General features: G+C 50.4%; 20 protein-coding genes and 1 pseudogene. 6 read left to right on the top strand and 15 right to left on the bottom strand.

Annotation, left to right across the window (positions count from 1 at the left end):
* Positions 1–216: 216 nt before the first annotated feature.
* The gene (locus tag AK95_RS17960; protein ID WP_235613142.1) at positions 217–4,083 is read right to left on the bottom strand and encodes an RCC1 domain-containing protein; all 3,867 of its coding nucleotides are present in this window, start codon (positions 4,081–4,083) and stop codon (positions 217–219) included.
* A gap of 189 nt (positions 4,084–4,272) precedes the next feature.
* On the opposite strand from AK95_RS17960, the gene AK95_RS17965 reads away from it, so the two are divergent.
* The gene (locus AK95_RS17965; protein WP_071221270.1) at positions 4,273–6,894 is read left to right on the top strand and encodes a winged helix-turn-helix domain-containing protein; all 2,622 of its coding nucleotides are present in this window, start codon (positions 4,273–4,275) and stop codon (positions 6,892–6,894) included.
* 149 nt (positions 6,895–7,043) lie between these two features.
* On the opposite strand, the gene AK95_RS17970 is transcribed toward AK95_RS17965, so the two are convergent.
* Positions 7,044–8,396, bottom strand: a complete 1,353-nt coding sequence (locus AK95_RS17970) for an MATE family efflux transporter (RefSeq protein ID WP_071221271.1) — start codon at positions 8,394–8,396, stop codon at positions 7,044–7,046.
* A 213-nt stretch (positions 8,397–8,609) separates the two neighbouring features.
* On the opposite strand from AK95_RS17970, the gene AK95_RS17975 reads away from it, so the two are divergent.
* Positions 8,610–9,869: a chitinase gene (locus AK95_RS17975; RefSeq protein ID WP_071221272.1), complete on the top strand. Its 1,260-nt coding sequence runs from the start codon at positions 8,610–8,612 to the stop codon at positions 9,867–9,869.
* A gap of 121 nt (positions 9,870–9,990) precedes the next feature.
* On the opposite strand, the gene AK95_RS17980 is transcribed toward AK95_RS17975, so the two are convergent.
* Positions 9,991–10,356 carry an MmcQ/YjbR family DNA-binding protein gene (locus AK95_RS17980; protein WP_071221273.1) on the bottom strand — a complete coding sequence of 122 codons (366 nt, stop codon included), beginning with the start codon at positions 10,354–10,356 and terminating at the stop codon, positions 9,991–9,993.
* Between the two features lie 213 nt (positions 10,357–10,569).
* Between AK95_RS17980 and AK95_RS17985 the strand changes: the two genes are divergently transcribed.
* Positions 10,570–11,325, top strand: coding sequence for a YheC/YheD family protein (locus tag AK95_RS17985; RefSeq protein ID WP_071221274.1), 756 nt, complete (start codon positions 10,570–10,572; stop codon positions 11,323–11,325).
* A 115-nt stretch (positions 11,326–11,440) separates the two neighbouring features.
* Here AK95_RS17985 and AK95_RS17990 read toward each other — a convergent pair whose 3' ends face one another.
* The 6 genes from AK95_RS17990 to AK95_RS18015 form a co-directional block, all read right to left on the bottom strand.
* On the bottom strand, positions 11,441–11,827 hold the full coding sequence (locus AK95_RS17990) for a RidA family protein (protein WP_071221275.1): 387 nt from the start codon (positions 11,825–11,827) through the stop codon (positions 11,441–11,443).
* Between the two features lie 82 nt (positions 11,828–11,909).
* Entirely contained in the window at positions 11,910–13,436 is a 1,527-nt protein-coding gene (gene nhaC, locus AK95_RS17995) for a Na+/H+ antiporter NhaC (protein ID WP_071221276.1), read from the bottom strand.
* A gap of 145 nt (positions 13,437–13,581) precedes the next feature.
* Positions 13,582–14,754, bottom strand: a complete 1,173-nt coding sequence (locus AK95_RS18000; protein ID WP_071221277.1) for a MalY/PatB family protein — start codon at positions 14,752–14,754, stop codon at positions 13,582–13,584.
* Positions 14,755–14,811: 57 nt separating this feature from the next.
* Entirely contained in the window at positions 14,812–15,483 is a 672-nt protein-coding gene (locus AK95_RS18005; protein ID WP_071221278.1) for a helix-turn-helix transcriptional regulator, read from the bottom strand.
* A 337-nt stretch (positions 15,484–15,820) separates the two neighbouring features.
* Positions 15,821–16,330 carry a CYTH domain-containing protein gene (locus AK95_RS18010; protein WP_071221279.1) on the bottom strand — a complete coding sequence of 170 codons (510 nt, stop codon included), beginning with the start codon at positions 16,328–16,330 and terminating at the stop codon, positions 15,821–15,823.
* 127 nt (positions 16,331–16,457) lie between these two features.
* Positions 16,458–16,922 (bottom strand): DinB family protein, encoded by a 465-nt coding sequence (locus AK95_RS18015; RefSeq protein ID WP_071221280.1) that lies wholly within the window; start codon positions 16,920–16,922, stop codon positions 16,458–16,460.
* A gap of 238 nt (positions 16,923–17,160) precedes the next feature.
* Between AK95_RS18015 and AK95_RS18020 the strand changes: the two genes are divergently transcribed.
* Positions 17,161–18,135 (top strand): aldo/keto reductase, encoded by a 975-nt coding sequence (locus AK95_RS18020; protein WP_071221281.1) that lies wholly within the window; start codon positions 17,161–17,163, stop codon positions 18,133–18,135.
* A gap of 117 nt (positions 18,136–18,252) precedes the next feature.
* Here the strand turns inward: AK95_RS18020 and AK95_RS18025 are convergent, their stop codons facing one another.
* Positions 18,253–19,191 (bottom strand): aldo/keto reductase family protein, encoded by a 939-nt coding sequence (locus AK95_RS18025; protein WP_071221282.1) that lies wholly within the window; start codon positions 19,189–19,191, stop codon positions 18,253–18,255.
* A 160-nt stretch (positions 19,192–19,351) separates the two neighbouring features.
* Between AK95_RS18025 and AK95_RS18030 the strand changes: the two genes are divergently transcribed.
* The gene (locus AK95_RS18030; protein WP_071221283.1) at positions 19,352–19,690 is read left to right on the top strand and encodes a winged helix-turn-helix transcriptional regulator; all 339 of its coding nucleotides are present in this window, start codon (positions 19,352–19,354) and stop codon (positions 19,688–19,690) included.
* A 138-nt stretch (positions 19,691–19,828) separates the two neighbouring features.
* Here AK95_RS18030 and AK95_RS18035 read toward each other — a convergent pair.
* The 5 genes and pseudogenes from AK95_RS18035 to AK95_RS18055 form a co-directional block, all read right to left on the bottom strand.
* A pseudogene (locus AK95_RS18035) lies at positions 19,829–20,035 on the bottom strand (KGG domain-containing protein); the annotation flags it as partial.
* A 72-nt stretch (positions 20,036–20,107) separates the two neighbouring features.
* On the bottom strand, positions 20,108–20,959 hold the full coding sequence (locus AK95_RS18040) for a manganese catalase (RefSeq protein ID WP_071221285.1): 852 nt from the start codon (positions 20,957–20,959) through the stop codon (positions 20,108–20,110).
* Positions 20,960–21,123: 164 nt separating this feature from the next.
* On the bottom strand, positions 21,124–21,624 hold the full coding sequence (locus tag AK95_RS18045) for a hypothetical protein (RefSeq protein WP_071221286.1): 501 nt from the start codon (positions 21,622–21,624) through the stop codon (positions 21,124–21,126).
* 172 nt (positions 21,625–21,796) lie between these two features.
* Positions 21,797–22,870: a glycosyltransferase gene (locus AK95_RS18050; RefSeq protein ID WP_071221603.1), complete on the bottom strand. Its 1,074-nt coding sequence runs from the start codon at positions 22,868–22,870 to the stop codon at positions 21,797–21,799.
* 133 nt (positions 22,871–23,003) lie between these two features.
* The gene (locus AK95_RS18055; protein ID WP_071221604.1) at positions 23,004–23,753 is read right to left on the bottom strand and encodes a MerR family transcriptional regulator; all 750 of its coding nucleotides are present in this window, start codon (positions 23,751–23,753) and stop codon (positions 23,004–23,006) included.
* 186 nt (positions 23,754–23,939) lie between these two features.
* Between AK95_RS18055 and AK95_RS18060 the strand changes: the two genes are divergently transcribed.
* On the top strand, positions 23,940–24,899 hold the full coding sequence (locus AK95_RS18060; RefSeq protein WP_071221287.1) for an LCP family protein: 960 nt from the start codon (positions 23,940–23,942) through the stop codon (positions 24,897–24,899).
* The last annotated feature ends 14 nt before the right edge of the window (positions 24,900–24,913 follow it).

Consider the following 24,913-nt stretch of genomic DNA (forward strand, 5'->3'; position numbering starts at 1 on the left):
GTTCGGAATTTGCCAACATTTGATCAAACGTTTTCGACAAGGATCAGGATGAAAACGCATTATTTTCAATTTCTCGGTATCCTGCAAACATACCTGCAAAAAAAAGGATGCCTGATGGCATCCTTTTGAAACTTGATTTCTATTTAGATGAAGCAAGCAACATATGAGCTGCTTCTCGAACCTTCCTCCATCATTAAGGAAGTCTTTGTTTGGCGCTCAATCAATCAGCTCTGCCGCTCTCAATAGTCGCTGCAGCATGGCTGCTGCTTCGCCGCGGGACAGCCCCTGCAGCGGCATAAGGTCTTCATATGATCCATGGATAATTCCTAGTTTCACCAGTGCAGCCGCAGCCGGTCTGGCCCAAGGGGACAGGTCTTCACGGTCTTTGAAAGATGAAAGGACAGCAGCTGATTCCATCTCATTCATTGCAGTCGTTAATCCTGCCAACTCCATGACTCTACCCATGACCGCCATCGCCTCTTGGCGCGTGATGCCTTGAGCCGGCCGGAAACGGCCGTCCTCATACCCCTGAAGAAGCTCATACTGCCCAGCTTGTGCAACGACGGCGGAATACCAGTCGCCTGCGCTGACATCCTGAAAAGCAGGGACTTCGCCCTTCGCCTCAGGCATACCGAGTGCCCTCACGATCATAGCAGCAAACTCCGCACGGTTCACTTGAGCATTCGGCGCGAAATGAAGCGCCGCGGACTGATTCGCACTTGTGCCTGCCGCAGCATCGACAAGTCCGTTTCCATTCAGGATCATTCGCGAAGCAAGATCGTTGACGGCATCCTTGGACCAATGAAACGAAACATCGGCAACGCTCGCTTGATGAGATGCGAAAGCAACGGTTCCAGCAGCGAGACGGTGCAAAACAGCCTCGCTGCTTCCATCCTTCTTCATCTCTATTCGCGTCGGTATATGATAGAAATCTCCATTCTCATCCAACCCAACAGCTGTAGTCATTGGGCCAGACAGTCCCTGTGGCCAAGAAATTCGGTGCTCCACATATTGTTGAAACGGATCCAATTGCAGGGATTGGTCATGAATCTTAGCTGTAATCTCAAAATCGACAGGCAAACCGACAAGGGTTATGCCGGATTGCAGCGCCGCCTTCTGAACGGCCTTTACCTTAGCTGCATTGCTGGCCGCCATCGTCAGAGTCACCAACATTGGATCCGCTGCTATCAGCTGATCCAAACTTCCCGACTGTTTCCAGCGCGATGACGCCATCACCGCAGCAGGAACACGGAATGTACCGAGAACAGATCGGATTTCGATGGCGCCTTGCTTAGCATCAAGATGGTTAATTGCAGCTCCGCTTATTTCCAGGGAGACATGATCCGCAGGCTGTGCAAGCGCAATGACGATAACCGGATTGTATTCCACGGTCCTTAAACGTGCTTCCAGCTTTGCCGTATCCAGTTTCATCGAAACGACAGTATGTCCATCTGTCTCATGGAACAAGCCTGTAACCATCCCTTCCTGAGATTCATCGTTTAGCGTAACTCTGACATTCACCTTATTCTCTGATGGCGTGGCACTGCCTGATGCACCTGAATTAGCGTATTCCGAGCTTGAGCCGGTGCCTCCAGGAGACGAACCTCCTCCCGGTTCTTCAGGCGTTCCACCTCCGGTTGACGACGCTCTTGTGACCATCGCTCTATATTTCAGGTGCTGGCCATCGGGCGCCGTCATAACGACCTCGATGACATGGTTGCCGACGGAAACCGGCAATTCCGGGCTCTCCTGGCCGGAGAGGATATTGATCGGCCCCACTTCCAAATCCCCGGCTTCCCCGTACACGCTAACCGTTACCTGCACACGGGCGTCATACACCTGAGCAGTCACCGTGAGGCGATCATTTTCGTTGGCTACCTGTGCCTTGTAATCATAGTGATATCTATTGAATGCAGGGCTCAGACCGACTTCTCCTCCAGGTGAATTCAGCGCCAATACTTGCAAGGTGGCGTCATACGCCGGGGCCGCAGGTTCCCTGACCGTAAAGCTCCAGGTATCAGCACCTTGAATTCCGGTGAAATAGGTGCCCGAATGGTTACCGGCAAAGGCCCCCGACTCAATCTCAACATAATAGCTCTTTCCATAGTCGAAATCGGCCAACGGATCTAGAGTCACCGCGTTCCCGAGAATCGCTACTTTACCTGCATCGGCAGCATCGAAACTCTCCACAACGCGCTGATCCGCAGCTTGCCTAATCGTAATCGACTTACCGGACACAGCCATCACGTCTTCATTAAAGACAATCTGCAGGGTCGCATCACTTTCAACGCCTACTGACTGATGAGCCGGTATATACGATACCGCCGTAAGTTCGGTCGGTGCCGGGTTCTTACTCCATTTGGCATACAGCGTGACATCCTGCGTTCCGAAGGTAATCTTGCCGCCGGCCGGATAATCGATCCCTCTTCCATCGGCCTCCGTATTCCAGCCGACGAAGGTGTACCCCTCCTTACCCAGCTGACCCGTATTGCCCGCCACAACCGTTTCGTCGCCTCTGGCAAACAAACCACTGCTTACCGGAACATTCCCTGCGGTATGTCCATTGCCGTCATAGGTTAACGAGTAGATTTGCGGCCAATTGGTTGTCACCTTCAGCATGCGGTATGCGCTTTTCCTGCCGACGGCATCTTTGGCAATGACATTAAAATAATAATCCGTACCTTCCGTAAGTCCGTTTACTACAAGTCCGGTTTGATCCGCCGCGTAGCTTCCGACCGGCATTCCATTCCTCTCCATTTGACTGACATCCCCGACATTCGGGCTGCCGGATATATATAACAGATACTGCAGCTCGTGCTGCTCCGTCATATTGTCACGGGCCTTAGGCCACTCCAATCCAACCGAGTCCGAGGTAATGCTGTACGGATTCAAGATCCCGCCCCCTGGATCCGGGGTCGTGGTATCCAGCACGGCCTTCGACAGGGTAGGAATATCCCTCGTATTATTGTATGTCCCATCCCCAATTTGTCCTCCGGCGTTAGAGCCCCATGCCCAGACGCTTCCATCCTTTTTCATGGCCACGCTATGAAAGCCTCCCGCGGAAATTTCACGAACATGCTCGATCCCTGACACAGAGACCGGAATTAGGCCGGAAACATTAGAGCCCAGGCCGAGCTGCTTCTGACTGTTATCCCCCCAGCTCCATACGTTTCCTGCTTGGTCCACTGCTAGGCTGTGGTACCCTCCGCCTGCAATCGCAACAATATGCTCCAGGTTCCGAACCTGCACCGGTTTCGTTCGGTTTGTTCTCGTGCCGTCCCCAAGCATGCCGTATGTGTTTTTTCCCCATGCCCAGACGGTGCCGTCTTGTTTAACGGCCAAACTGTGGGAACCCCCGGCAGCGATCGCAATGACGTCCGTCAGCCCGTCAACCTGCACCGGAACGTATCGGTCCGTTGTCGTCCCGTCGCCAAGCTCCCCGCTTCCGTTCACGCCCCAGGCCCATACGGTACCGTTCGATTTCAGTGCAAGACTGTAGTATCCCCCAGCCGCAATCGCCGTCACATCGCTTAGACCGTTCACCAGAACCGGAGCGTTTTGTTGTATTCTCGTTCCATTGCCCAGCTCGCCGTTGTCATTTTTCCCCCAAGTCCATACGCTGCCGTTATCGGTAAGCGCCATGCCGTGATAGCCCAATCCGCCCGATATGGCCTTGATCCCGCTTAAACCCGCAACTTGCACGGGAGCGTTCACATTCGTTGTCGTACCGATTCCTAACTGTCCGTTCTCGTTTGCCCCCCAGGTCCATACCGTTCCGTCCTGTCGGAGCGCCATGGAGCTGCGGACGCCGGAGTGTATGTCAATGACATGGTTCAAATTCTTCGCCATGACCGGAGCGATCCGGGTATTCCAACTGCCGTCGCCCAGCTGCCCCCTGTCTCCATACCCCCAAGAGTAAACCTCACCGCTGCTTACGAGCGAAACGGTATGATAGTAACCGGCAACAAGCTTCGGTGCAACCGCGGTGGCCGCGAAGGCTTGCCGGTATCCGAATACCCCATCCATCTGCATCAACAACAAAGCTATGCACAGCAGGATTTTCCCTGAACGCTTTATCATCATCTCCTCCTCCTTCATTTCATCAGCGCTTATAAACCACAATCCGGATCGGGACCGTGGTACCAAGGATGCTATCAAATAAATGGAAGGGAAACGATTGACAAACGTTAACTTTTCATCATTTTTTTCATATAATCTAGTTATCTTGACTCAAATTCCGTAAAAATAACGTTCGTATATGGCGAGGTACCTATGAAATTACTGACCGATTCACCCATCCTGAAAACGAAAATAAGCCTACCCGGGCTAAAAAAGCATCTCATTCACCGGGATCGGCTTATTCAAGCGATGACAGCAGGTCACAATGGACAACTGACTGCCATTATTGCCCCTGCCGGATACGGCAAATCGACGCTGCTGGCCCAATGGGTTCATGGAGCCAACGAGCGATGCGCCTGGGTGTCACTGGATGAACGGGATAACGATCCCGTCCGCTTTTGGCGATACGTAACAGCCGCCTTGGCTTCGGTTCTTCCACAACAGCAAGGAGATCGGCTTATGAACCATACGCATCTGCTGCCAAGCGCCTCGATTGAAACCTTTTTGGACACGCTGATCAGTGAATTATATGAGGAGCAAGAAGCCCTCAATCTCATTCTCGAGGACCTGCACTGCATTCACTATAAGGCAATCCATGAGGGAATTTCCTACTTGATTGATTACCTCCCTGAGCATATTCATCTATTCATCTCATCCCGAACCGAGCTCCCATTCCCCACGATGAAAGGGATGGTTAACCATGAGGTCAACCATATCGGCATGAAGCAGCTGGAATTCACCTCCGATGAAACGGAGCACTTTTTCCGTCATGAATCAGATAGCAGCCAGCCCCGTCTTTCTCCGATACAGCTGGATACATTACTTAATCAAACGGAAGGCTGGATAACCGGGCTCCAACTTGCCTCGCTTTCCCTTCGAGCCGGCAACGATCTGGAGCCATTCATCGAAGATATGAAGGGAAATCAACTTCTAATCTCAAAATATCTGTTTCAGGAGGTGATAGGCAGGCTACCTTCCGAGGTGCTCACTTTTCTCCTGCAGACCGCAGTCCTATCCGAGCTTCATCCTCAGGTGTGCGATGCTGTAACCGATCTCAGCGAGAGCCGCCCGATGCTGGAGGAGCTGCTGAAGCTGAATCTGTTTCTGGTTCCACTGGATGATCATCACACCTGCTTTCGCTATCATCATCTGTTCTCGCAGTTTCTGCTGGACCTCCTGCGACGTAAATATAACGGGGAGTATATAAAGCGTCATCGGCTTGCCGGGCAATATTACATTTCCATCGGTTCAATGGATGAGGCCATTAACCATATGTTTGCAGCACAGGATATGGAGAGTGCCGTGAACTTGCTAGAGCAGCATATGCAAACCGTGCTTGAACGGGGGGAAATTGCTACCTTGCTGGAATGGTTTGACCGCATCCCATCCCAATTTTCGATTACGCTTGAAATGTCATTAGCGCATGCCTTTATCGTGATTCTGTCAGGGGATCTGGAGCGGTCGGAGCGCATGCTGTCCCGTATTGAAGAAACGTGCGCCGCACTCGCGCCATCGGATCGACGGGAGCAGCTCCGCAGCAGCATCCTGTTCGTGCGTTCCAATCTTGTTTTTCTGAACGGGGACTTCGGTAAATGGTTCACTTTCAGTGAGGGCATCCTTGACAACCTGGTGCCCGACAATCCGATATACTACCAATTCGATTACAACCGACGTGAGCCTTACGTAAGACGTACCCCTCTCGGCATGAAGGGAGCTCTTTCCGCCGATACGGAGAGGATCGCGCATCTGTTCACCGGTGTGCTGGAATCCCATGGATGGGAGCATTCGCTCATGAATTTATATGTAAAGGCATCCTTGTGCGAGGGGTATTACGAATGGAACCGGCTTGCCGAATGCCGTCAGCTGCTGGTGCAGATTCGAAATGCGGCCCCCGCCAAGGAAACCATGGGTTTGTTCGTGCCGCTTCATATAACCGATGCCAAGCTGTACGCTGCGGAAGGCAAGTTTCATCTGGCTCATTATGCTCTGGATGAAGCGTGGACCGCTGTCCTGGCCAGGAAAGCAAGCTCATGGCTTGCTCCGTTAAAGGCTATACGATGTTTACTCTATATCAGGGAGGGGCGTATAACCGAAGCCCGGAAGGAAGCTGCCGGCCTCCCCATTTCCGTCAAAGACAAACCAACCTACAGCCGGGAAATCGAATATCTGGCGTTCGTTCGCCTATTAGGCAAACAGGGCAAGGAAGCCGAGGCGCTTCACCTCCTGGAGCTATTGAAACCCCAGGCTGAGCGCGAACAGCAGCGATCCAGCATCATAGAAATCACAGGCCTGCAAGCGCTGCTGGAATATCAGCGTGGTCAGCGAAAGCAGTCGCTTCTTCTCCTTGGCGACGCTTTGCGTATAGGAGTACTGAACAGTTATGTCCGTTCCTTCCTGGACGAAGGAGAGGAGATGTACCAGCTGCTGAGGCTGTATGCAAACCACCAAAGACAAGAAGTCGGCATAAAGCCGGAGCAGCATCAGCTGCTTGAATATGTAAGCATGCTGTTGGAGCATTTCCCGGTTTATTCCCAAGGGGATCCTTCATCGGCCAAAGTACACCTTCCTGTTCTCCCGGAACAACTGAATCGGAACGAAATGAATCTCCTGCGCCTGATCCGGCAAGGTGCCGCCAATAAACAAATGGCCGCTGCACTCGGCCTGTCCGAAGGAACGATTCGAGTATATTTATCCAGACTGTATGGCAAGCTCGGCGTGACTACCCGCACCCAGGCTCTGGTTAAAGCCCAGTCATTAAACCTGCTGGAGGATTGAACTTATAACCATACAAAAATGCACCCCCTAGAATTTCATCGGATAAACCAGGGGTTTATTCCAATGTCCATTCTAAGGGGTGCACTTCACGCATTCCCGAGGTTTTTTTACTCTATGGATTTCCTTATCTTATGGCTATCGTCTACCCATCATGAGCTGAAGGATCGTATCCATTTGAATCGGTTGACCTTCACGATCGCCACAAAACACTTCAGAATCTGATCGGACTTCAAGCAAATGAATATGGCGAGCGGTGATAAATGGAACACAAACGCGCATAATGCCGATGATGGCAGCACGATCAGCCACATAAAAATCAAATCATTGTAGAGCACAAAGCGGGTGTCTCCCCCGCTTCGCACAATGCCCGTCAATGCCGGCATTTGATAAGCCGTTCCGACGACGGTGATCGACAACACCGTCATGAAATGCAGCGCGAGTGTCTTCGCCTCATCGGAGATGGAGTAGAAGCCCAGCACGAAATCCTTAATCACAAACAGCACGGTGCCCGTCAGCAAGCCAAGAAGGATATACAGAATCTGCAGCGTTTTGGCATAGGATATGATTTTGTCCATCAAACCTTCTCCGATGGTCTTCCCAATCAGCACAGCCGTTGCGCTGGCCGAAGCGTATACGATGACTGTCACCATCTGGAAAATCGTTGTGGCAATGCTGTTGGCAGCGATCGCCGATTCTCCCATATGCCCCAGGATGGCGGTTTGTGCCGCCATGGCAAGCCCCCATATCGTGTTGGACATCAGAATCGGGGAGCCTACGCGAATGTACTGTTTGAAGAGTTCCATATCGAACTGCAGGAAATCCTGCATTTTTAACAAGATTTTACGGTCGAACCGCTTAATATAAACGATGACAATCACGCATTCAATGATTCTTGCCGTCAGAGTAGCGATAGCCGATCCGGCAACGCCCAGTTCAGGAAAACCCAAATACCCATAGATGAGGATATAGTTCAGGCAGATGTTGATTATCAAGGTCGATAACGATACCACAAAGCCGATTTTTACCGTTTCCACGCTACGCAGTGAAGCCAGCAAGGAATTAGTGACGGCAAAGAAGATATAAGAAAAACAGATGATTCGTAAATAGTCCACGCCGGCGGCGATGACATTCTCTTCCTTCGTAAACAAAGACAATACCTCATGCGGGAAAAAGAACACGATTATCCATAACACAATACTGAGGAAGATCGCCATGCGCATGCCGATGCTTGCCGCTTTTTTGATGGAGCCTAAATCCTTCGCCCCCCAGAATCTGGATGACATGATGACCAATCCTTCGCATACGCCCAAAACCAGCATGTGCAGCAGGAATTGGATCTGGTTCGCGAGGGCAACGCCCGATAGCGCCGATTCACTGTATCCTCCCAGCATGACGTTGTCCGACAAATTCACGCCGACCGATATCAGGTTCTGCATCCCGATGACAAGCGTCAGCCAGAAAAAACTTTTGTAGAACCCTTTTTCGCGAACAAATAAACTCATGTCAGTTAACCCTTCTTTGTCTATAAGATGATGAATCTCTAATATATATATGAAATTACGCAAATGAACAGAACAAAATGAAGTGAAGGATCCTTTCATTAGAATCATAGAATCATAGAATCAAAAACATAATAACATTATAATGTTTTTACTAACATACCGTATATATGATGGCAGTGTAATCCAATCCCAATGATGCAGAGGAGAATGTGTATGACCGTGTGGAAATATCCGTTATCTCGCAAGATGATCCAGCGAAGTATGATTGCAGCCCTCGGCCCTGCCCTCCTCATGCCCCCGCTTCATGCCTTTGCAGCCGATGAAGCGCCCCAAGCCGATGCATCTTCCACTCATTCGGCAGCCGGCGCTAGATCCGGCACCTCGGCTCCAGCACAAATCACGGAGAGTCCAATCGGTTCCCTGGCGATCGGGAAGCATAGGCTGATCAGCCGGAAGGAGATCGACCAGAACTGGGACGGCCTCGATCCGGATTATACACCGGAGAATGCGATCGCAGCCGTTAAAGCGCTGCTATCGGAGGAAGATTTCGAGGCGTTGTTCCCTTACCGGCTGGGTTCGGCGGAATGGTTTAAAGTCGCCAGTGGCAAAGAATACTACAAAGCCGATCAGACAGACTATTTCTCATACGATAATCTCATCAACGCGGTCGCGGAGGTCTCCAATCTCAAGATCAAGATCAGCACGCGGCAAGGAACTCCTTCCGCACAGGAGATTTACCGATTAGACAAGGACGCCCGCGTTGAAACACTCGTTGTGCGTTCAGCTGACTTCCATTCGGCTGAGAACCTTAACAAAACGATTGAAACCGTTATCATTGATGGCGGCACTTTCCTGAGGGAAGGGCTCAAGAAGGACCGTAAGCGCGAACTGGCAGCCTTCCTCGCCAATCTGTCCCACGAGACGGGCGGAGGCTGGGCTACCGCACCTGGAGGCCCGCTCCGTTGGGGTTTGTTCTGGAACGAGAACATCGCCGGCCGGACTGGCGTTAATAAAGACGCCTTCGTCGATCCTGCCAGCGGAACACCAGACAAACGCTATTATGGACGGGGACCGATCATGCTCAGCTGGAACTTTAACTACGGCCTGTTCAGTTCCATCATCTATGGAGACAAAAGCGTGCTGCTGGACCATCCGGAGATCGTTGCCACTGACGGTAAGATCGGCTACATGACCGCCAACCTGTTCTGGATGACGCCGCAAGACCCGAAGCCTTCCGCCCACGACGTCATAGTTGGCAGATGGAAACCTTCCCCGCTCGAGAAGTTCAGAGGGCTTGGCGATCCCGGCTTCGGTACGACCGTAATGGTCTTGAACGGCCTGGAAGCCAACCTCGGTGAAACCGAGGGCAGCCCGGTGCAGCAGCGCGCCGGCCATTACCGCGATATTACAAGCCGTATGGGTGTTGATATTACGGGAGAGAAAGTAGATACGCTGGGAATGAGACCATTCTGATACGAAACCTTCCTACGGAGGTTGGAACAGGTATAATGGTATCCTCTAATCATCGCCCTCTGGCAAATGGATGTTTTCCTGCCTCCACTCTGCCACAGGGCGATGATTCATTCATCAGGCTTCAGACCAGCCGCTGAGCGATTGCAACGCGCTGAGCTTTCGGTAAACTCTTGAGCACCAAATCATAGGAATGATCAATCATATCGTGCAGGTCCGCTTCCGTTAAGGAACCATCCACGGCAACCGTATTCCAATGTTTCTTGTTGAGATGATATCCGGGCTGCACCGCGTCATGCTGCTGACGCAAATTCTCTGCGATCACCGGATCGCATTTCAGGGATATATGGCTGACCTTCTCTCCTGCCGTTGTGGTAATCAGGGCAAACATTTTGCCCCCGACTTTCATGACGATTGGAAGCGGTCCGAACGGATAGTCTTCGGTTGCAGCTTTCTTGGAAAGACAGTAAGCAATGAGTGGGCTTCGCATCTGGAAATTCTCTCCTTCTTTCATCAGATCTATTTGATTATAGTAGATGATGTTTCCCTGTTCAATCTAGTTGCAGCAGTCTTATTTATCATCTTATTATTTTCGATAAAAAAAATTTTTCAAATACATAGCTTGGTTCAAGGCCAACGTGGAGGCTTGCTCTACTTTTTCGGCATATGCTGAACAAAAAAGAGAGAGGTGAGCCTCTTAACTATGAAATATAAAAGCAGTACCATCAAAAGCAAATGGAAGAAAACGAAATGGTTAAACGAAGATTCTTATTTCAGACAATACGTACCGCACACATTGCCGTTCAGCAAAAAAAACCTGAACGCTATGCTGGCGGACTACACCACGGTTTTCTTCAAACCTACGGATGGTTCAGGCGGTGTAAACATCATCCGAATCCGCAAAACGGACGGGGGCTACCAAAGCCAGCTGAATACCAAGAAAACGTCGTACTCCAGCTCATCTCAATTGTACCGTGATCTGAACCGCTTTGCCGGGAGCAGACCCTACCTGCTGCAAAAAGGAATTCGTTTGGCCAAAAGCAATGGCAAGCCATTCGATATCCGGGTGATGGTCCAGAAGACTAAGCAGGGAGCCTGGGTGAGCACCGCCTTATTCACCAAAGTCGGCAACCCTAACAAAGTCGCAACCAATTATAATCAAGGCGGCACCATTGGAACGTTCCGCAAAACGATGAGCGGCGCCAATTTCACCTCGACCTACACCCAGCAGCTGGAGTCCGAGCTCAAAGGACTTGGCGTGGCTGTTGGCAAAAACTTTGACCGCCATTATCGCGGTTTCAAAGAACTGGGACTCGATGTGGCTGTGGACTCCAACGGCAGACCATGGATTCTCGAGGTGAACACCAGACCGCAAATTTATCCGCTCAAAACGTTAAAGGATCGGAGCCTGTACCATAAGGTTCTCTCTTACGGAAAGCATTATGGGCGTACGAAATAATAAGGATAAACCGTTCTCGAAATAAACAAAACTGCCGGGCTTAGTGCCCGGCAGTTTTATTGAAAACTAATGATGTTCATATTCCTATTTGCAGTACAAAGAAAAAGCGATGGTGTTATGACTTGCTGGCTACCACTTCAATCTCAACCAGTCCATCCTTAGGCAGACGGGCAACCTCCACGGCGCTCCGTGCCGGATACGGCTCTGAAAAGAAAGAAGCATATACCTCGTTGACGGCTTGGAAATCATTCATATCCTTTAAGAAGACCGTCGTCTTGACGATATTCTCCATACCAAAACCGGCAGCTTCCAGAATTGCCTTCACGTTAAGCAGCGAGCGATTCGCCTGCTCTTCTACCGTCGGGGCAAATTGCCCCGACGCATCCATACCAAGCTGACCGGAAGTAAACAGAAGATTTCCGTATTGCACCGCTTGGGAATAAGGGCCGATTGCTCCTGGAGCCTGCTGGGTTGCGATGGTTTTTCTCTCTTGTTGTGTCATGGTGTTCTCTCCTCTTTTGCGTATAAGATCACGCATTTATATTGATGATTTCTTGCCTTGATCAAGAAATATTCATCCTGCATTAATGGACAGATGCAGCTCCTGCATCATCCGCATGAGGCCTGTTCTGGCTGCCTTTATGCGGATTGTCGTACTCCTTCAGCATTTCCTTCTGCTGCTCGGGCGTAAGCTTCGCGATGCCGAACCCGGTAAAGCCCCAGATCGTTGCAAAAATAATCCCCGTCCAGCACAACACCGCCCAGGGCAAATAGGATAGTGTCGCTACGCCCAGCGTACCGGCCATATAGGCACCCGCTGCCGTCCATGGCAGAATCGGTTCGGTAATGGCGGCGGAATCCTCCACCGTCCGCCCCAAATTCTTCGGATGCAGACCTCGTCGGATGTAAGCCTCGCGGAGCATCTCGCCCGGCATCAGGATGGAGACCTGCCCGTTACTGGTTACCCCAATCATGGTCAGACCAGTTGCAATGGTGGCCAGGATCAATGATCCGGTGGAGCGCACATGCTTCAAGAGCTTGTCCACGATCAGCTCCAGCGATTTGGTCAGCGATATGGTGCCGGCAAATGTGATCGCGCTGAAACAGATAAGCAATGTCCCCATCATGGAACTCATACCGCCCCGGTTAATGAGACGCGGAACATCCGCAATGACGGCACTGGGGTCAAAATTGCTGACATGAACCATCGCGATATCGAATCCGCTGACAACCGAAGTCACCACATCATGCAGCGTGAAGCCATGAAATATCATGCCGTTCACCATCGCAACAATCGACGACAGCAGCATGACGGGAATCGTAGGCTTCTTGGTGATCGAGCCGTACAGAACAATCAGCACAGGCAGGATCAGGAGCAGGTTCCAGTCGTATATCGTTGCCAAGGTGTTCATAATGTCGGTTACCTTCTCGGGAACTCCTATGCTGGACACATGCGTGTTCAGTCCTGTAACCACGTAGACGATCCCCGCCACGAAGAAGGACGGCAGCGTCGTGTACAGCAAATGGCCGATATGCTCATACAGGTTAACGCCGGTGGACAAGGCAGCGATGTTGGTTGTATCCGAAAGCGGAGAAAGCTTGTCCCCGAAGTAAGCCCCCGCTACAACCGCGCCGGCCACAGCCGCAAGATTGGCGTCCATTCCGGCACCAACCCCCATGAAGGCAACCCCGATCGTCCCTGCGGAACCCCAGGAAGTGCCCGTGCATACGGAGACCACGGCCGTAACGAGAAAAGCGGTGATCAACAAAAATTGCGGGTCGATGATTTTCAGGCCGTAATAGATCATCATGGGGATGGTTCCGCCGACCATCCATGCACCGATCATAAATCCGACCACAATCAGGATTAAGATCGCCGGCATGGTTTTCGCAATTTTTTGCGAGATGGACTCCAGAATATCGTTGTAGCTGTAACCCAGCTTAATCGCGATCAGGCCTGCGACAATGGCGGATGCAATAATTAGCGGTTCGGGCGGCAGCTCAAATAATACGTAACCAAGGCACAGCAAAATCACCATCGTAAAAATAGGAAGCAGTGCCAGAAACATGGTCGGCTGCTTTATCATTCGTTCCTCTTTTGGTTTAGCCATCATGGATTCCCCCTGGATGTAAATAAGAAAACATATATCGACGTACCTTCTCAGAAGACAGACCTCATATAGCGGAAGTTTTCTTGCGAGATAAGGATGGTAAGCCTTTGAAGTTTATTCCTTCTGATCTCTTAAACTTTGGTTGTTAACGCTGTAGCGGATAAGCCGCGGCAAGCCGCTCAAGGCCTTCCTGCAATATTTGGCGCGGCGTAGCAACGTTGACTCGGATGAAACCTTCGCCGCCGGGTCCGAATGAGGAACCGAAGCTGACGCTGACGCGCGCTTTTTCCTGGATCCACTCTACCAGATCCTCTTCTTGGCGGCTCACGGCCGTACAGTCGATCCACAACAGATACGTCCCTTCAGGATCGATCACGGCCAGCTCCGGCATATGATCGGCTATAAAGGTTCTGGCATAAGCAATGTTGTCTTTGATATAAGCACGAAGTTCCGTTAACCATTCATCACATGATGTGTATGCAACTTCCAGCGTAGGCACGGAGAAGAATGTGGGATTATGAATTCCGGCCTGCAGCAGACCATGCTTAAACCTCCCCCGGAGCTCATCATTGGGAATGATGATGTTAGCGATTTCGAGACTTGCCAGGTTAAAGGTTTTGCCCGGTGATGTGCAGATAATGGAACGATTCGCAACCTCTTCGGACAGCTTGGCGATGACGGTGTGCTCGTGTCCCTCATGAATGAAATCAGCATGGATATCATCGGACACAATCAGTGCGTCATACCGGATGCAAAGCTCCGCCATGCGGTCAAGCTCATCCCTTGTCCATACCCGGCCAACCGGATTGTGCGGGGATATGAGCAGGATCATCTTGACCCCTTCCCGCATTTGCCGCTCCATATCCTCGAAATCGATCTCATACCGCCCGTCCGTAAGGATAAGCGGACTTTCAACCAATATCCGATCATTTAACGTAACCGCTTTCGCAACAGGCTGATAAACAGGCGTGTGGATAAGAACCTGATCTCCAATCTCCGTGAACTTCTGTATAATGACCGAAACGGCTTGAATAATGCGCGGACAAAATACGATCCAATCGGGCCGGACCTTCCAGTCATAGGCTTTATCAAGCCAAGTGCGGACAGCTTCGAAGTAAGGCGGGAACGGATCGGTATATCCGTAAATGCCGTGACGCGCAGCCTCCGCGACCTTATCCACCACCATGGGCGGTGCTGGCAGGTCCATATCGGCCACGGAGAGAGAGATCATGTCGCCGCCCATGCTCTGCGCCATCCCGTCCCATTTCGCGCAGTTCGTGCCAAAGCGGCTGACAACCTTATCGAAATTAAATGTCATGATGTCACCTTCCATTTGTCTCAGGATGCAATGCGTTATGATTAGGATGAGAGCCGCTTATTTCAGCTTCTGCAAATAGCGGTACACGGTAGGCTCCGATATGGATAAAGCCGCGGCAACCTTGGATACTCCGCCCTTCAGCAGAAATACGCCTTGCTCATTCAGTTCCTTCACAATCTCGATCTTCTCATTCGAAGATAAACGGTCCGCCGGAATGCTGATTTTGCCCAGGACGGTCTGGATAATATGCTGCAGCAAATCGTCCACGTTCCCCTGCAGGTATTCTGTGGACGGCTTCTCCTCCTTGGGTGCATCCAGGGCTGCCGGCGGCGTAAGCGATCCTCCCTGCAAAATGCTGTTGATCCAGTCGGCCGCAACCTCCATATGCGTAATGTCAATGTTCAAGCACATGAGACCGACCAGTTCGCCGCTCCTGTTCTTAATGAAATACGTAGACGATCGGAAAGTCTGCCCCCGCGCGCCGGAAGCTTTGTAGTTCGCGATGAACTGCTCTTCGCGGTAGGCCTCCGCTTTCAAAATCTTCAATACGAGGTCCGTGGAGGCATCGCCGATCCGACGTCCGCTAATATGACCGTTCTCAATAAAGATGATGGAGCGTTCCGGATCGCTGATATCGTGCACGACCACCTCGCATTGAGGTCCGATGATCGCCGCGATAAAAGAAGCAATCGGAAAATAGCTTTCAAGCAGCTGCTGGTTTTCATTCATGAAGAGCCTCTCCCTTCTCTGATACGCCATCATTTATTATGGATATCATCCATTAGATATAATAATTAATTATCATGATAATATTATATTATAATAATAAAACGTTTACAATGCTTTTGTCAAAAAAAGTCGAACGCTTCTCAAAACACTTTTCAATCGACCATTACTATAAGCCTTACAACAGGATGCGTGGTTAAATGCCATAAAAAAGGCTCTTCGCGGACGGTCCGGTATGACCGCTCGCAAGAGCCTTTTTGCAACCACATGAGAACGCGTAGTATCCACATCCCAGCTGCATGCATTTTCTAAGTCAGCTACCCTTTTGTGACGACTTCCCCTACAATTCCCTGCCAGCTTGCTGCTGCAGTTCCCGCCACACCTTTTTGTTGCTGTATTGTTTCTCCGTGCTGATATCCTGTCCAAACCACGCCGGCGGTACAAAGCCGTCTGCGGCTTCCATAGAAGGAAACTCTACCTCCAGCACCAGCAATTGAATCTGCGCATAATCGTCGATTTCGATGATCGTGTTCCCTAAGCGGGCGGTAACCCGTCTCTTGGTCAGCGGAATCGCGCCATGCGCCTTCACCACTTGGTCATAGAGTCCTTCGGAAATGGCGAACTCTACTTCCTCCCTGGCAATGCCCCACCCTTTTTTGAACGTATGGGTGAATTCAATCTGACCAGATGTCAGATCCGTTATTTTGCGGACACGAAGTTCCTGATCCCCATCCAGCGCCAAATACGTCTGCTCGATGAACTGCTCTTTCTCGACCACGATGCTTCCTTCCGAGATCAAGTCTTCCGGATAAGCCTCCAAAAGGTATTTGCGTTCGATTTCAATCGCCATAATTACATCCTCCAATCGATGATCCCCATCTGTGCCTGATCCCATTATAAGGATCGATCACGGCAGCGACAAACAAAAGCGATAGAAGGATGCGCGAGGGCACTCTTCTATCGCTTCGTTTTCATCGTTACTTTATTAATTTTCTGTATGCCTTAATCGTCTGCGTGTGCATTCCTTCATGATACAAGCTGAACACAAGAAATTCCCCCACGGTTTGGAACGTCAGGGGACCGATGGTCAGCGGATGAGCTGAAGCCTGGCCGAGGCGATTGGAGAAGGTTTCACGAATTCGGGTCGTTTGCTCCTGCAAAAGCTCTACCAGTTCGGAAATCGCAGGCGGCTTCGACGTCCAATCAGCCGGTTTGGTTCCGGTCGCAAACCACGCCTCGAATCCTTCCGGAATACGGGGCTGCTCGCCCGCCGTTGCAAAAGCGAACTGCTCATGAACGGTATAGATATGTCCCAGGTTCCAGCGAATGCTGTTCGCAAATCCTTCCGGGATGATATCAGCCTCTTGCTCCGTTACATTTTCTACCGACTTTAAGGTCCCGCCTCTGGCAAAATCCAATTGGTTAAAAATCGCTTCATTCATATGATAATCCCCCTTCCAAATGGTTCGTAACTATCCTATCGTAATATTGAGCCTACCGCAAGGAGTCCTAAGGCATTCGCACGGCCTTTAGTATTTGCGCACATACCACTTCATCGATTAGGCTATAAGATATAATTATCTTACATCTATATCATTCTATTGCGTTCGATTCATTTGAACCGATTCCGGAATCATGTTTATACTATAGGAAAATCAATACATAAAGGAGTGGATCAAGATGAACTACCGCCGTCTTGGCAACAGCGGACTGAAGGTTTCGCAGCTCGGTCTGGGCACGAACGCTTTTGGCAAAAGGGCTGATCAAGGGACATCCGCCCGCATCATTGACCATGCACTGGACCACGGCATCAATTTCATCGATACCGCTAATATTTATGCAGGCTCGGAATCCGAGCGCATCATCGGAGAGGCGCTCGCCGGCAAACGCCATAATGTCGTATTAGCCACGAAAGCCGGGCTCGTAAGCGGCCAAGGGCCGAACGAACGCGGTTCTTCCCGCTATCATCTGCAGCAAGAACTGGAGGACAGCTTAAAGCGACTAAAAACCGATTATGTGGACCTGTATCAGATTCATACGTTTGATCCGAATACTCCCCTCGAGGAAACCTTACGCACGCTGGATGATATGGTATCGTCGGGCAAGGTCCGATATATCGGCGCTTCCAACTATGCCGCCTGGGAAATTATGAAGGCGCTCGGGATCAGTGAGCTTCGCGGATACGCCCGGTATGTATCCACTCAAACGAGTTATTCCCTTGCCGACCGTACGCCGGAACTGGAGCTTGTTCCCCTCTGCCTCGATCAGGGCGTTGGCATTATCCCTTATTTCCCGCTGGCCGGGGGCATTCTGACCGGTAAATACGGTCAAGGAGCCAGCACGCCTTCCGGCTCACGTGCGGAAACGGACCCGAACTTCAATCGCTTCCTGGAAGATCGCAATCTGAAGCTTGGGCAGCAGGTCAGCCAGTTGGCTGCAGAGCATGGTCATTCTCCAAGCGCCCTGTCCCTGGCCTGGCTGATGAATCGTCCTGCTGTCTCCACTGTCATTGTCGGAGCTACGAAAACCGAGCAGTTGGACGATAACTTGAAGAGCCTGGAGATTGAGATCGATGAGACACTAGGTTCCAGCCTGGATGAAATCAGCGACGACTTTGTTTATGCCAAGCCGTTCGCGACTTATCGACTGGGGTAAACAGCGTTATTACAAATCGAAGAGCTGCGCTAGGGACGATTGCCCTTTTGGCGCAGCTCTGTTTTTTCATCTAGATTTAGAAACTATAATTTAGACAGCACTGAAGATTAGACTTCCCTATTTCAAAATCTCTTCAATACGAGTTTGAACATCTTCGCTGAGCTCAATGCCGGCTGCCTTCGCGTTCTCGGTTACCTGCTCCGGACGACTTGCGCCGACAAGCGCACTGGCTACGTTCGGCTGGCGCAGAATCCAGGCAAGCGCCAGATTGCCCACCGACACTTCAAGCTCACCCGCAATTTTCTCCAGCTCGCGAACCTTCGCGATTTTCTCCTCGGTAATGCCTTTGCGCATCCACTCCAGCTTCGCGGCACGGCTGCCCTCTGGAATATCGGAAGTCGAAGTATACTTGCCTGTTAGCAAGCCTTGTGCCAGCGGGGAGAATACGACCTGCCCAATGCCGGAACGCTCGCTGAGCGGAATGATTTCCTTTTCGATATAACGTTCAAACATATTGTAGATGGGTTGATTGACCACGATGCGGTCGAGCAGGTAACGATCCGCTACCGTCAATGCCTCCGCGATTTGCGATGCCTGCCACTCGCTGACGCCGACATAAAGCACCTTGCCCTGGCGAACAAGGTCGTCGATCGCGCGAAGCGTCTCGTCAAGCGGCGTTTCCGGGTCATGACGATGGCAGTAGAAAATATCCACGTAATCATGGTTAAGCCGCTTCAAGCTGGCATGTGCCTGCTCCATAATATGCTTGCGGGACAAGCCGCGATCGTTCGGGCCATCGCCCATGGGCCAAAAAGCCTTGGTCGCCAGCACGTAAGACTCGCGCGGATACGCTTTCAGGGTTTCGCCAACCAACACTTCCGCTGCACCTTTTTCATATACATTCGCCGTATCAAAAAAGTTAATGCCCAGATCATAAGCCGTTTTAATTGCGTTTACCGCGTTCTCGCGTTCCACATAACCACCGTATGTAAGCCAGCTTCCCAAGCTGATCTCACTAACCTTGAGACCTGTGCGTCCTAATCTTCTGTATTTCATGGCAATTCCTCCTTCAATCGAATAACTTGGATGCTGCATTATCTATTCTAAAGTAGTTCCTATTCCCAGGGAAGAAGTGAAATGTTCTTCACTATATTATAGAGAGGATAGTTGATATACTTGAGTATAGTTAATAGAATACCGGAAGGAGCCTACCCATATGGGAAATAAATCGAGCAGTTACATACCGAAAACACCCGAACATATCGAATGTAATATTGAAAAAACACTGTTGGTCTTAGGCGGAAAATGGGCATTTCTCGTCATCCGCGAGCTCTTTGGCGGCACGAAGCGTTTTGGCGAGCTGCAGCGGCAAATCCCGAATGTCAGCCCGCGGGCGCTGACCACGACGCTCCGCCATCTGGAAGAACAGGGCGTTCTTGAACGCGAAGTATTCCCTACCGTTCCGGTTACGGTGGAATACACGCTGACGCCGAAAGGCATGGACCTGCATGTCATCTGCAAGGAAATGAAGCTGTGGGCGGCGCGGTGGACTTGACTTCAAGTTGACTTGATGTATCTTTGCAACCGTGCTTGGAACCAGCGTTCAGCACAAAAAAGCAGAGACGGATTCCGTTTAACCGGAACCGCCGCTGCTTTTTTAAGCTTGCTATTTTTTTATTATAGATTACATTTAATCGTTATTGTTTTGATTGCCGCGGGATTCTCCGCCCTTGCGGCCGATTTCCTCATAGAATTCCTTATCATGGGACTCCGATGTGGCTTCTCCGCCTTTACGGCCGATTTCCTGATAAAACTCCTTGTCGTGATTCTTGGCCGTTGCTTCGCCGCCTTTGCGTCCCGCTTCTTCTCTGCTCATTTTGTTACCGTTGTTGTTAGCCATTGTTCATCACTCCTAAGTTGTTTTTTGTTGCTGCTATGTCATGTATTTAACCCATCCGTAAACAATTAAACATTACTTTTCAAATCCTTCATTCACCACATATGGACCTGTGCCAAGCGTAGAATGCTGGTGTTTTGCCGGAGGATTTAATACGGGTGCGTCACCGTAGGCTGTCGGATTAGTCACATATTCGAAATCGCCGGTACCGTCCGGCAGCGGTCCGTTCGCCCAGCGTCCCGCACTGCTCTCCTCGCCAACCGAGAAATTCATGAATTGGCGTATAGCTTCTTCTACGCTGCGTTCGCGCGGAAACGAAGCAGGAGCAATTGGACCTTCAATGGCCTCGATCTCTTCAATCGCGGCCAGCCACTGGTTCTGGTGCATGATATCTCGCGCTATCATGAAGGACAGCATGTCCCGGACGCCAGGATCCGTCGTCTGCTCATACAAGCGTACAACTTGAAGCAGACCTTGGGATTCGGCATTCAGATTCGCACGGAAGTCAGCCAGCAGATTCCCGCTCGCTATGATGTACTTGCTGTTCCATGGATATCCGTTGCTGTCCGTCGGGGTTGCTCCAAGTCCCGATACGATGGCATGCTGAGGATTCATGCCCCCGAGTGCGGCGGCAATCATCGGGTCCTTCGCCGCTTCATCGACTTGATCCGCAGGAGCGCCGTCAAGAAGCTGGGCTATCATCGTGCTCAACATCTCGACATGGCCAATCTCCTCGGTCCCGATATCCAGCAGCATATCCCGATACTTCCGGTCTGCCCGGCAGTTAAATCCTTGGAAGAGATACTGCATCATGACGGACATTTCACCATACTGGCCACCCAACACCTCTTGAAGCTTTCTCGCGTATACCGGATCCGGCTTCTCAGGTTTTGCCCGGAACTGAAGTTCTTTCATGTGAATAAACATCCATATCGTCCTCCCTCGTATGCGTGATGGTAAGTCCGATTATTTCTTACCCGGTCCGATCGAGATTAAACAGCGGTAACTCATGATGTTCCCAGCTTCTATGTACCGGTAAAATGATAAAAGCCGCGACCCGCGCGGCTGAATCATCAAACTATATTGCTATATCAATTGATCCGGACCCCTTCAAACCGGGTAGCGAATCCGCTGAGAATAGTACCGTTTTCTCCGGTTGCCCTTGCAAATACCTCCACTCGATCGCGCGCCATTAATTGTATGAGTCCGGCAGCATCAATTTTCCCTGTTCTCGGCTCAAAGTTTTCTTCCTCCGATATTCTCGGGACGCCGTTAACCCGAATCTCCAAATCCATTCGAACAGGCGTAAGCGTGATCGTTGTAAAAGAAACGCTGGCCAACAGGGAGTAGATACCTCTTTGCTTAGGAGTGAAGGTCGATGTTGATGAATTGTATTCATTCTTAAGATCCAATTCTTCAACTTGATATTGGACTTTGCTGAATACGCCGTCAGTGATTTCTTGGTCGATGCCAGAAACCGCTCTAAACGCGGATTTTCTTATTTTGCCGACACGCTTCTTCTTAGATGCGGCATGCTTACTGAGTGTTTTCTTGTGGACAGGCTTTCTGGACCCTGATCGTTTGAATGCCATTTCACTCTCCTCCTGTCGTTCTATCCATATTCTCTACGAAACTAGTTTCATAGTAGTATATCGATTCATAGATTTAGCAGAAACGGCATATGCCCAAACGACATAAAAAAGGCACGATCCAGTACTCCAACATGACAGAACCGACAGGGCGGCGGTTAGAGCCGTCGATTACTTACAAGCGGAGCTTCTCCTCCAGCAATTGTTTGTTATATAAAATGTCGGGATCATCCGGAGCGTACGATAAAGCCCTCTCATTATGTTCATAAGCCTGCTCCAGCTTCCCTAGTTTTCCGTAACAATACGTCAGCTGCAAATGGGGAAACCATGTCCAGGCCGCTTGATTAACGCCGTATAATCGATTGCCCGGCATCTCCAGCTTGAGCGCCAATTCGTACCAGTGAACCGCTTTTTCATAATCGTTGAGTTCTTGGAAATAGTACGCGATCCGGCATACATAGTCGGCCCGCGGAACGTCATAATTAAAGGTCTTTAACAGGGATTGCAGTTCTTGTTCTTTTTGTCCCAGCTCGTGGTAACAATGCGCCATGCGATCACACGCATCCAGTTTTTCCTCAAAATAGCTGACCGGATCATGAATAATCGTTTCATATATTTCAATGGCCTTGTCATAATAGGCGCTCGCAGACAATTCCATTGCATAATGCAGCAGCTGGCGCTTGGAGAGGGTGCCTCCCTTCGCAAGATGGGCCTCATAAATACGCAAATTCCGCCCGGAATCCGTGTGTACGCGTCCATGACTAACGGCAATGTCGGATAACATGATATTTCCCTCAACCTCTAAATGCTCATGCACCGGATCACGCCATTGAAACTGCCTAGAACGCTTCACCAGCCGGTTTCTTTTAACAACTGCCGTGGGCTTCCCCAACGGATCGAAGGCAAGGTAGTAATCCATGCATACGGAGTCCACCGCCGGGTCCAAATTTGGTTTGAGTGCCTTGAACCTTTCCAGATCGGCTGGCTGCAGCCAATCATCCGCATCCAGCCATAAGATATACTCCTTCGTCGCATGAGAGAACGAATAGTTCCTTGCAGCGGAAAAATCGTCGATCCAATCAAAATGAAAGATTCGAGCCTCATATTTGGCTGCAATTCCGAGCGTATGGTCCGTTGACCCCGTATCTACGATGACAATCTCGTCAACGACATCCTTAACGGAGTTTAAGCACCGATCCAACACTTGCTCCTCGTTCTTTACAATCAAGCACAAACTAATCGTTATCATGTCCAGACCCCCCATAAACTTGTCTCCCAGACATCATATGGAATGCCATCTCGAGAGGTTTGGACAATAAATCATAGACATAGCAAAAAAGACCGCGATTTAAGCGGTCTTGATCGATGGAGAACGGCCTGTATTATGTCTGTTGTGCGTACGCCTCGGCAGCCGCATGCAGATAATAAGCCAGCCCCGTCTGCTGCTCCTCCAGCATCCGGAGATGAAAGTCGTCACTCAGGAAAAACTTCGTTTGACCCGCAAAATCCGCAGCCGTAAAGGCGTGGCCCTGCTCATTCATAAACTGCAGATGATCGCGAATCGAATCTCTTACTTGCGCATCATCGTGCTTAATCCCCGTTATCAACGCGTTTGCCATGCCTGCCATAAAGGCAGCCGCTTCCCTTGCCTGCTCGTTCATGCTTGGAACATCGACGGGTTCACCTTCGAGCAAATCCATATCATACTGCTCTTTCAGGTGTTCATTCTGCTCCGTTAAAGCTGCCTCCCATTCTTCTTCGCTCTCAAAACCTTTGAACAATTCCTGAGGCTCCATGCGCTTGCCCTCCTCTGTACTGGTTATGGATATTCTTAAGGTTTTCAGAATCGCATTCAATCGATCCGCGCGGTCCATCAGCAACTTCTCCTGTTGTAACAGCATCTGCCGCCGTTCAGGAGTTTCCTCCATCAGCACCTTGATTTGTTCCAGCGGAAAATCCATTTCCCTGTAAAACAGAATGTGCTGCAATCGCTCCAGCTCGGCTGCACCGTACAAGCGATAACCCGCTTCGCTGATCTCGGCGGGCAGAAGCAAACCGATTTTATGATAATGATGCAGCGTTTTAATAGTCACCCCGGACAGCTCCGAAACCTCTTTTACCGTATATAACATCATGCTGTTCCCTCCTTCGACTTCCAGTCTAAGGCCTCCCCTTGGAGGAGAGTCAAATTCGTTATTTATCTAAGGTTTGTTGCCTCTTGAGAATCGTTTCTTGCGGGAAAATATGATTTTTGTTCATAATTTTGCTAGAATGGTCCATTATGCAGTCAGTCAAACAGAAAGGATGTTATAGGAACTATGAAAAGGAAATGGTTAAAATACGCCATGCTCTTAGTATCCGTTGGAATCTTGGGGATTATCTCGTACTATACCTACGCTATCATTCAGTTCTCAAACCAAATATCGACCGCTTCGAATCCGGCGAAGCCAATGGAAGCTTCGGGTGCCGCATCGGAAGAAATCATCGAAATACCCAAGTGGGAGGGCAAAGAACGCATAAATATTCTTCTGATTGGAGGAGACTCCCGGGGAGACGATGCCGGCAGATCCGACACCATGCTGGTGGCCTCCATCGATCCTGTGACGAAAAGAGCTCATTTATTCTCGATTTTGCGGGACACCTATGTGGACATCCCCGGCCATGGCAAAGGACGACTGAATTCGGCATTTGCTTACGGCGGAATCGAGCTGACCAGACAAACCATCAGCGATCTGCTGGACCTGCCCATACATAAATATGTTTACACCGATTTTGTCGGCTTCATAGCCCTGGTCGATGCCATTGACGGAGTCGACATCGAGGTGGAGAAAGACATGTATTACACAAGTAAAGCCGACAAGCATATGTACGACATCGATTTAAAACAAGGACTGCAGCATCTCGACGGCAAGATGGCACTGCAATACGTCCGGTTTCGGCACGATGCGAGGTCCGATTTTGCCCGTACGGAACGACAGCGGATTCTCATGACGGAAGTCGCCAAGAAGATGCAGACCACGGGCTCATTAATTAAGCTTCCCGGCATCCTGGATTCAATTGCGCCATACATCGAAACCGATCTAAGCCCTAAAGAAATGCTGAAGTTGATGGCTCTGGGTTTTGATGTGAATCTGGATAAAATCGACCAGCAGCAGCTCCCCCCATTCTCGCTGCTGACCAACGAGAAGGTCGGTCGGGCACAGGTGCTCGGCGTAGATAAAAATAAATTGCAGCAGTATGTGAAGCAGTTATTCGAAAATGACGCCGGAATAAAATAGCGATCATCGAAAGA

The sequence above is a fragment of the Paenibacillus sp. LC231 genome (assembly GCF_001860525.1).
Classification (GTDB): domain Bacteria; phylum Bacillota; class Bacilli; order Paenibacillales; family Paenibacillaceae; genus Paenibacillus_AQ.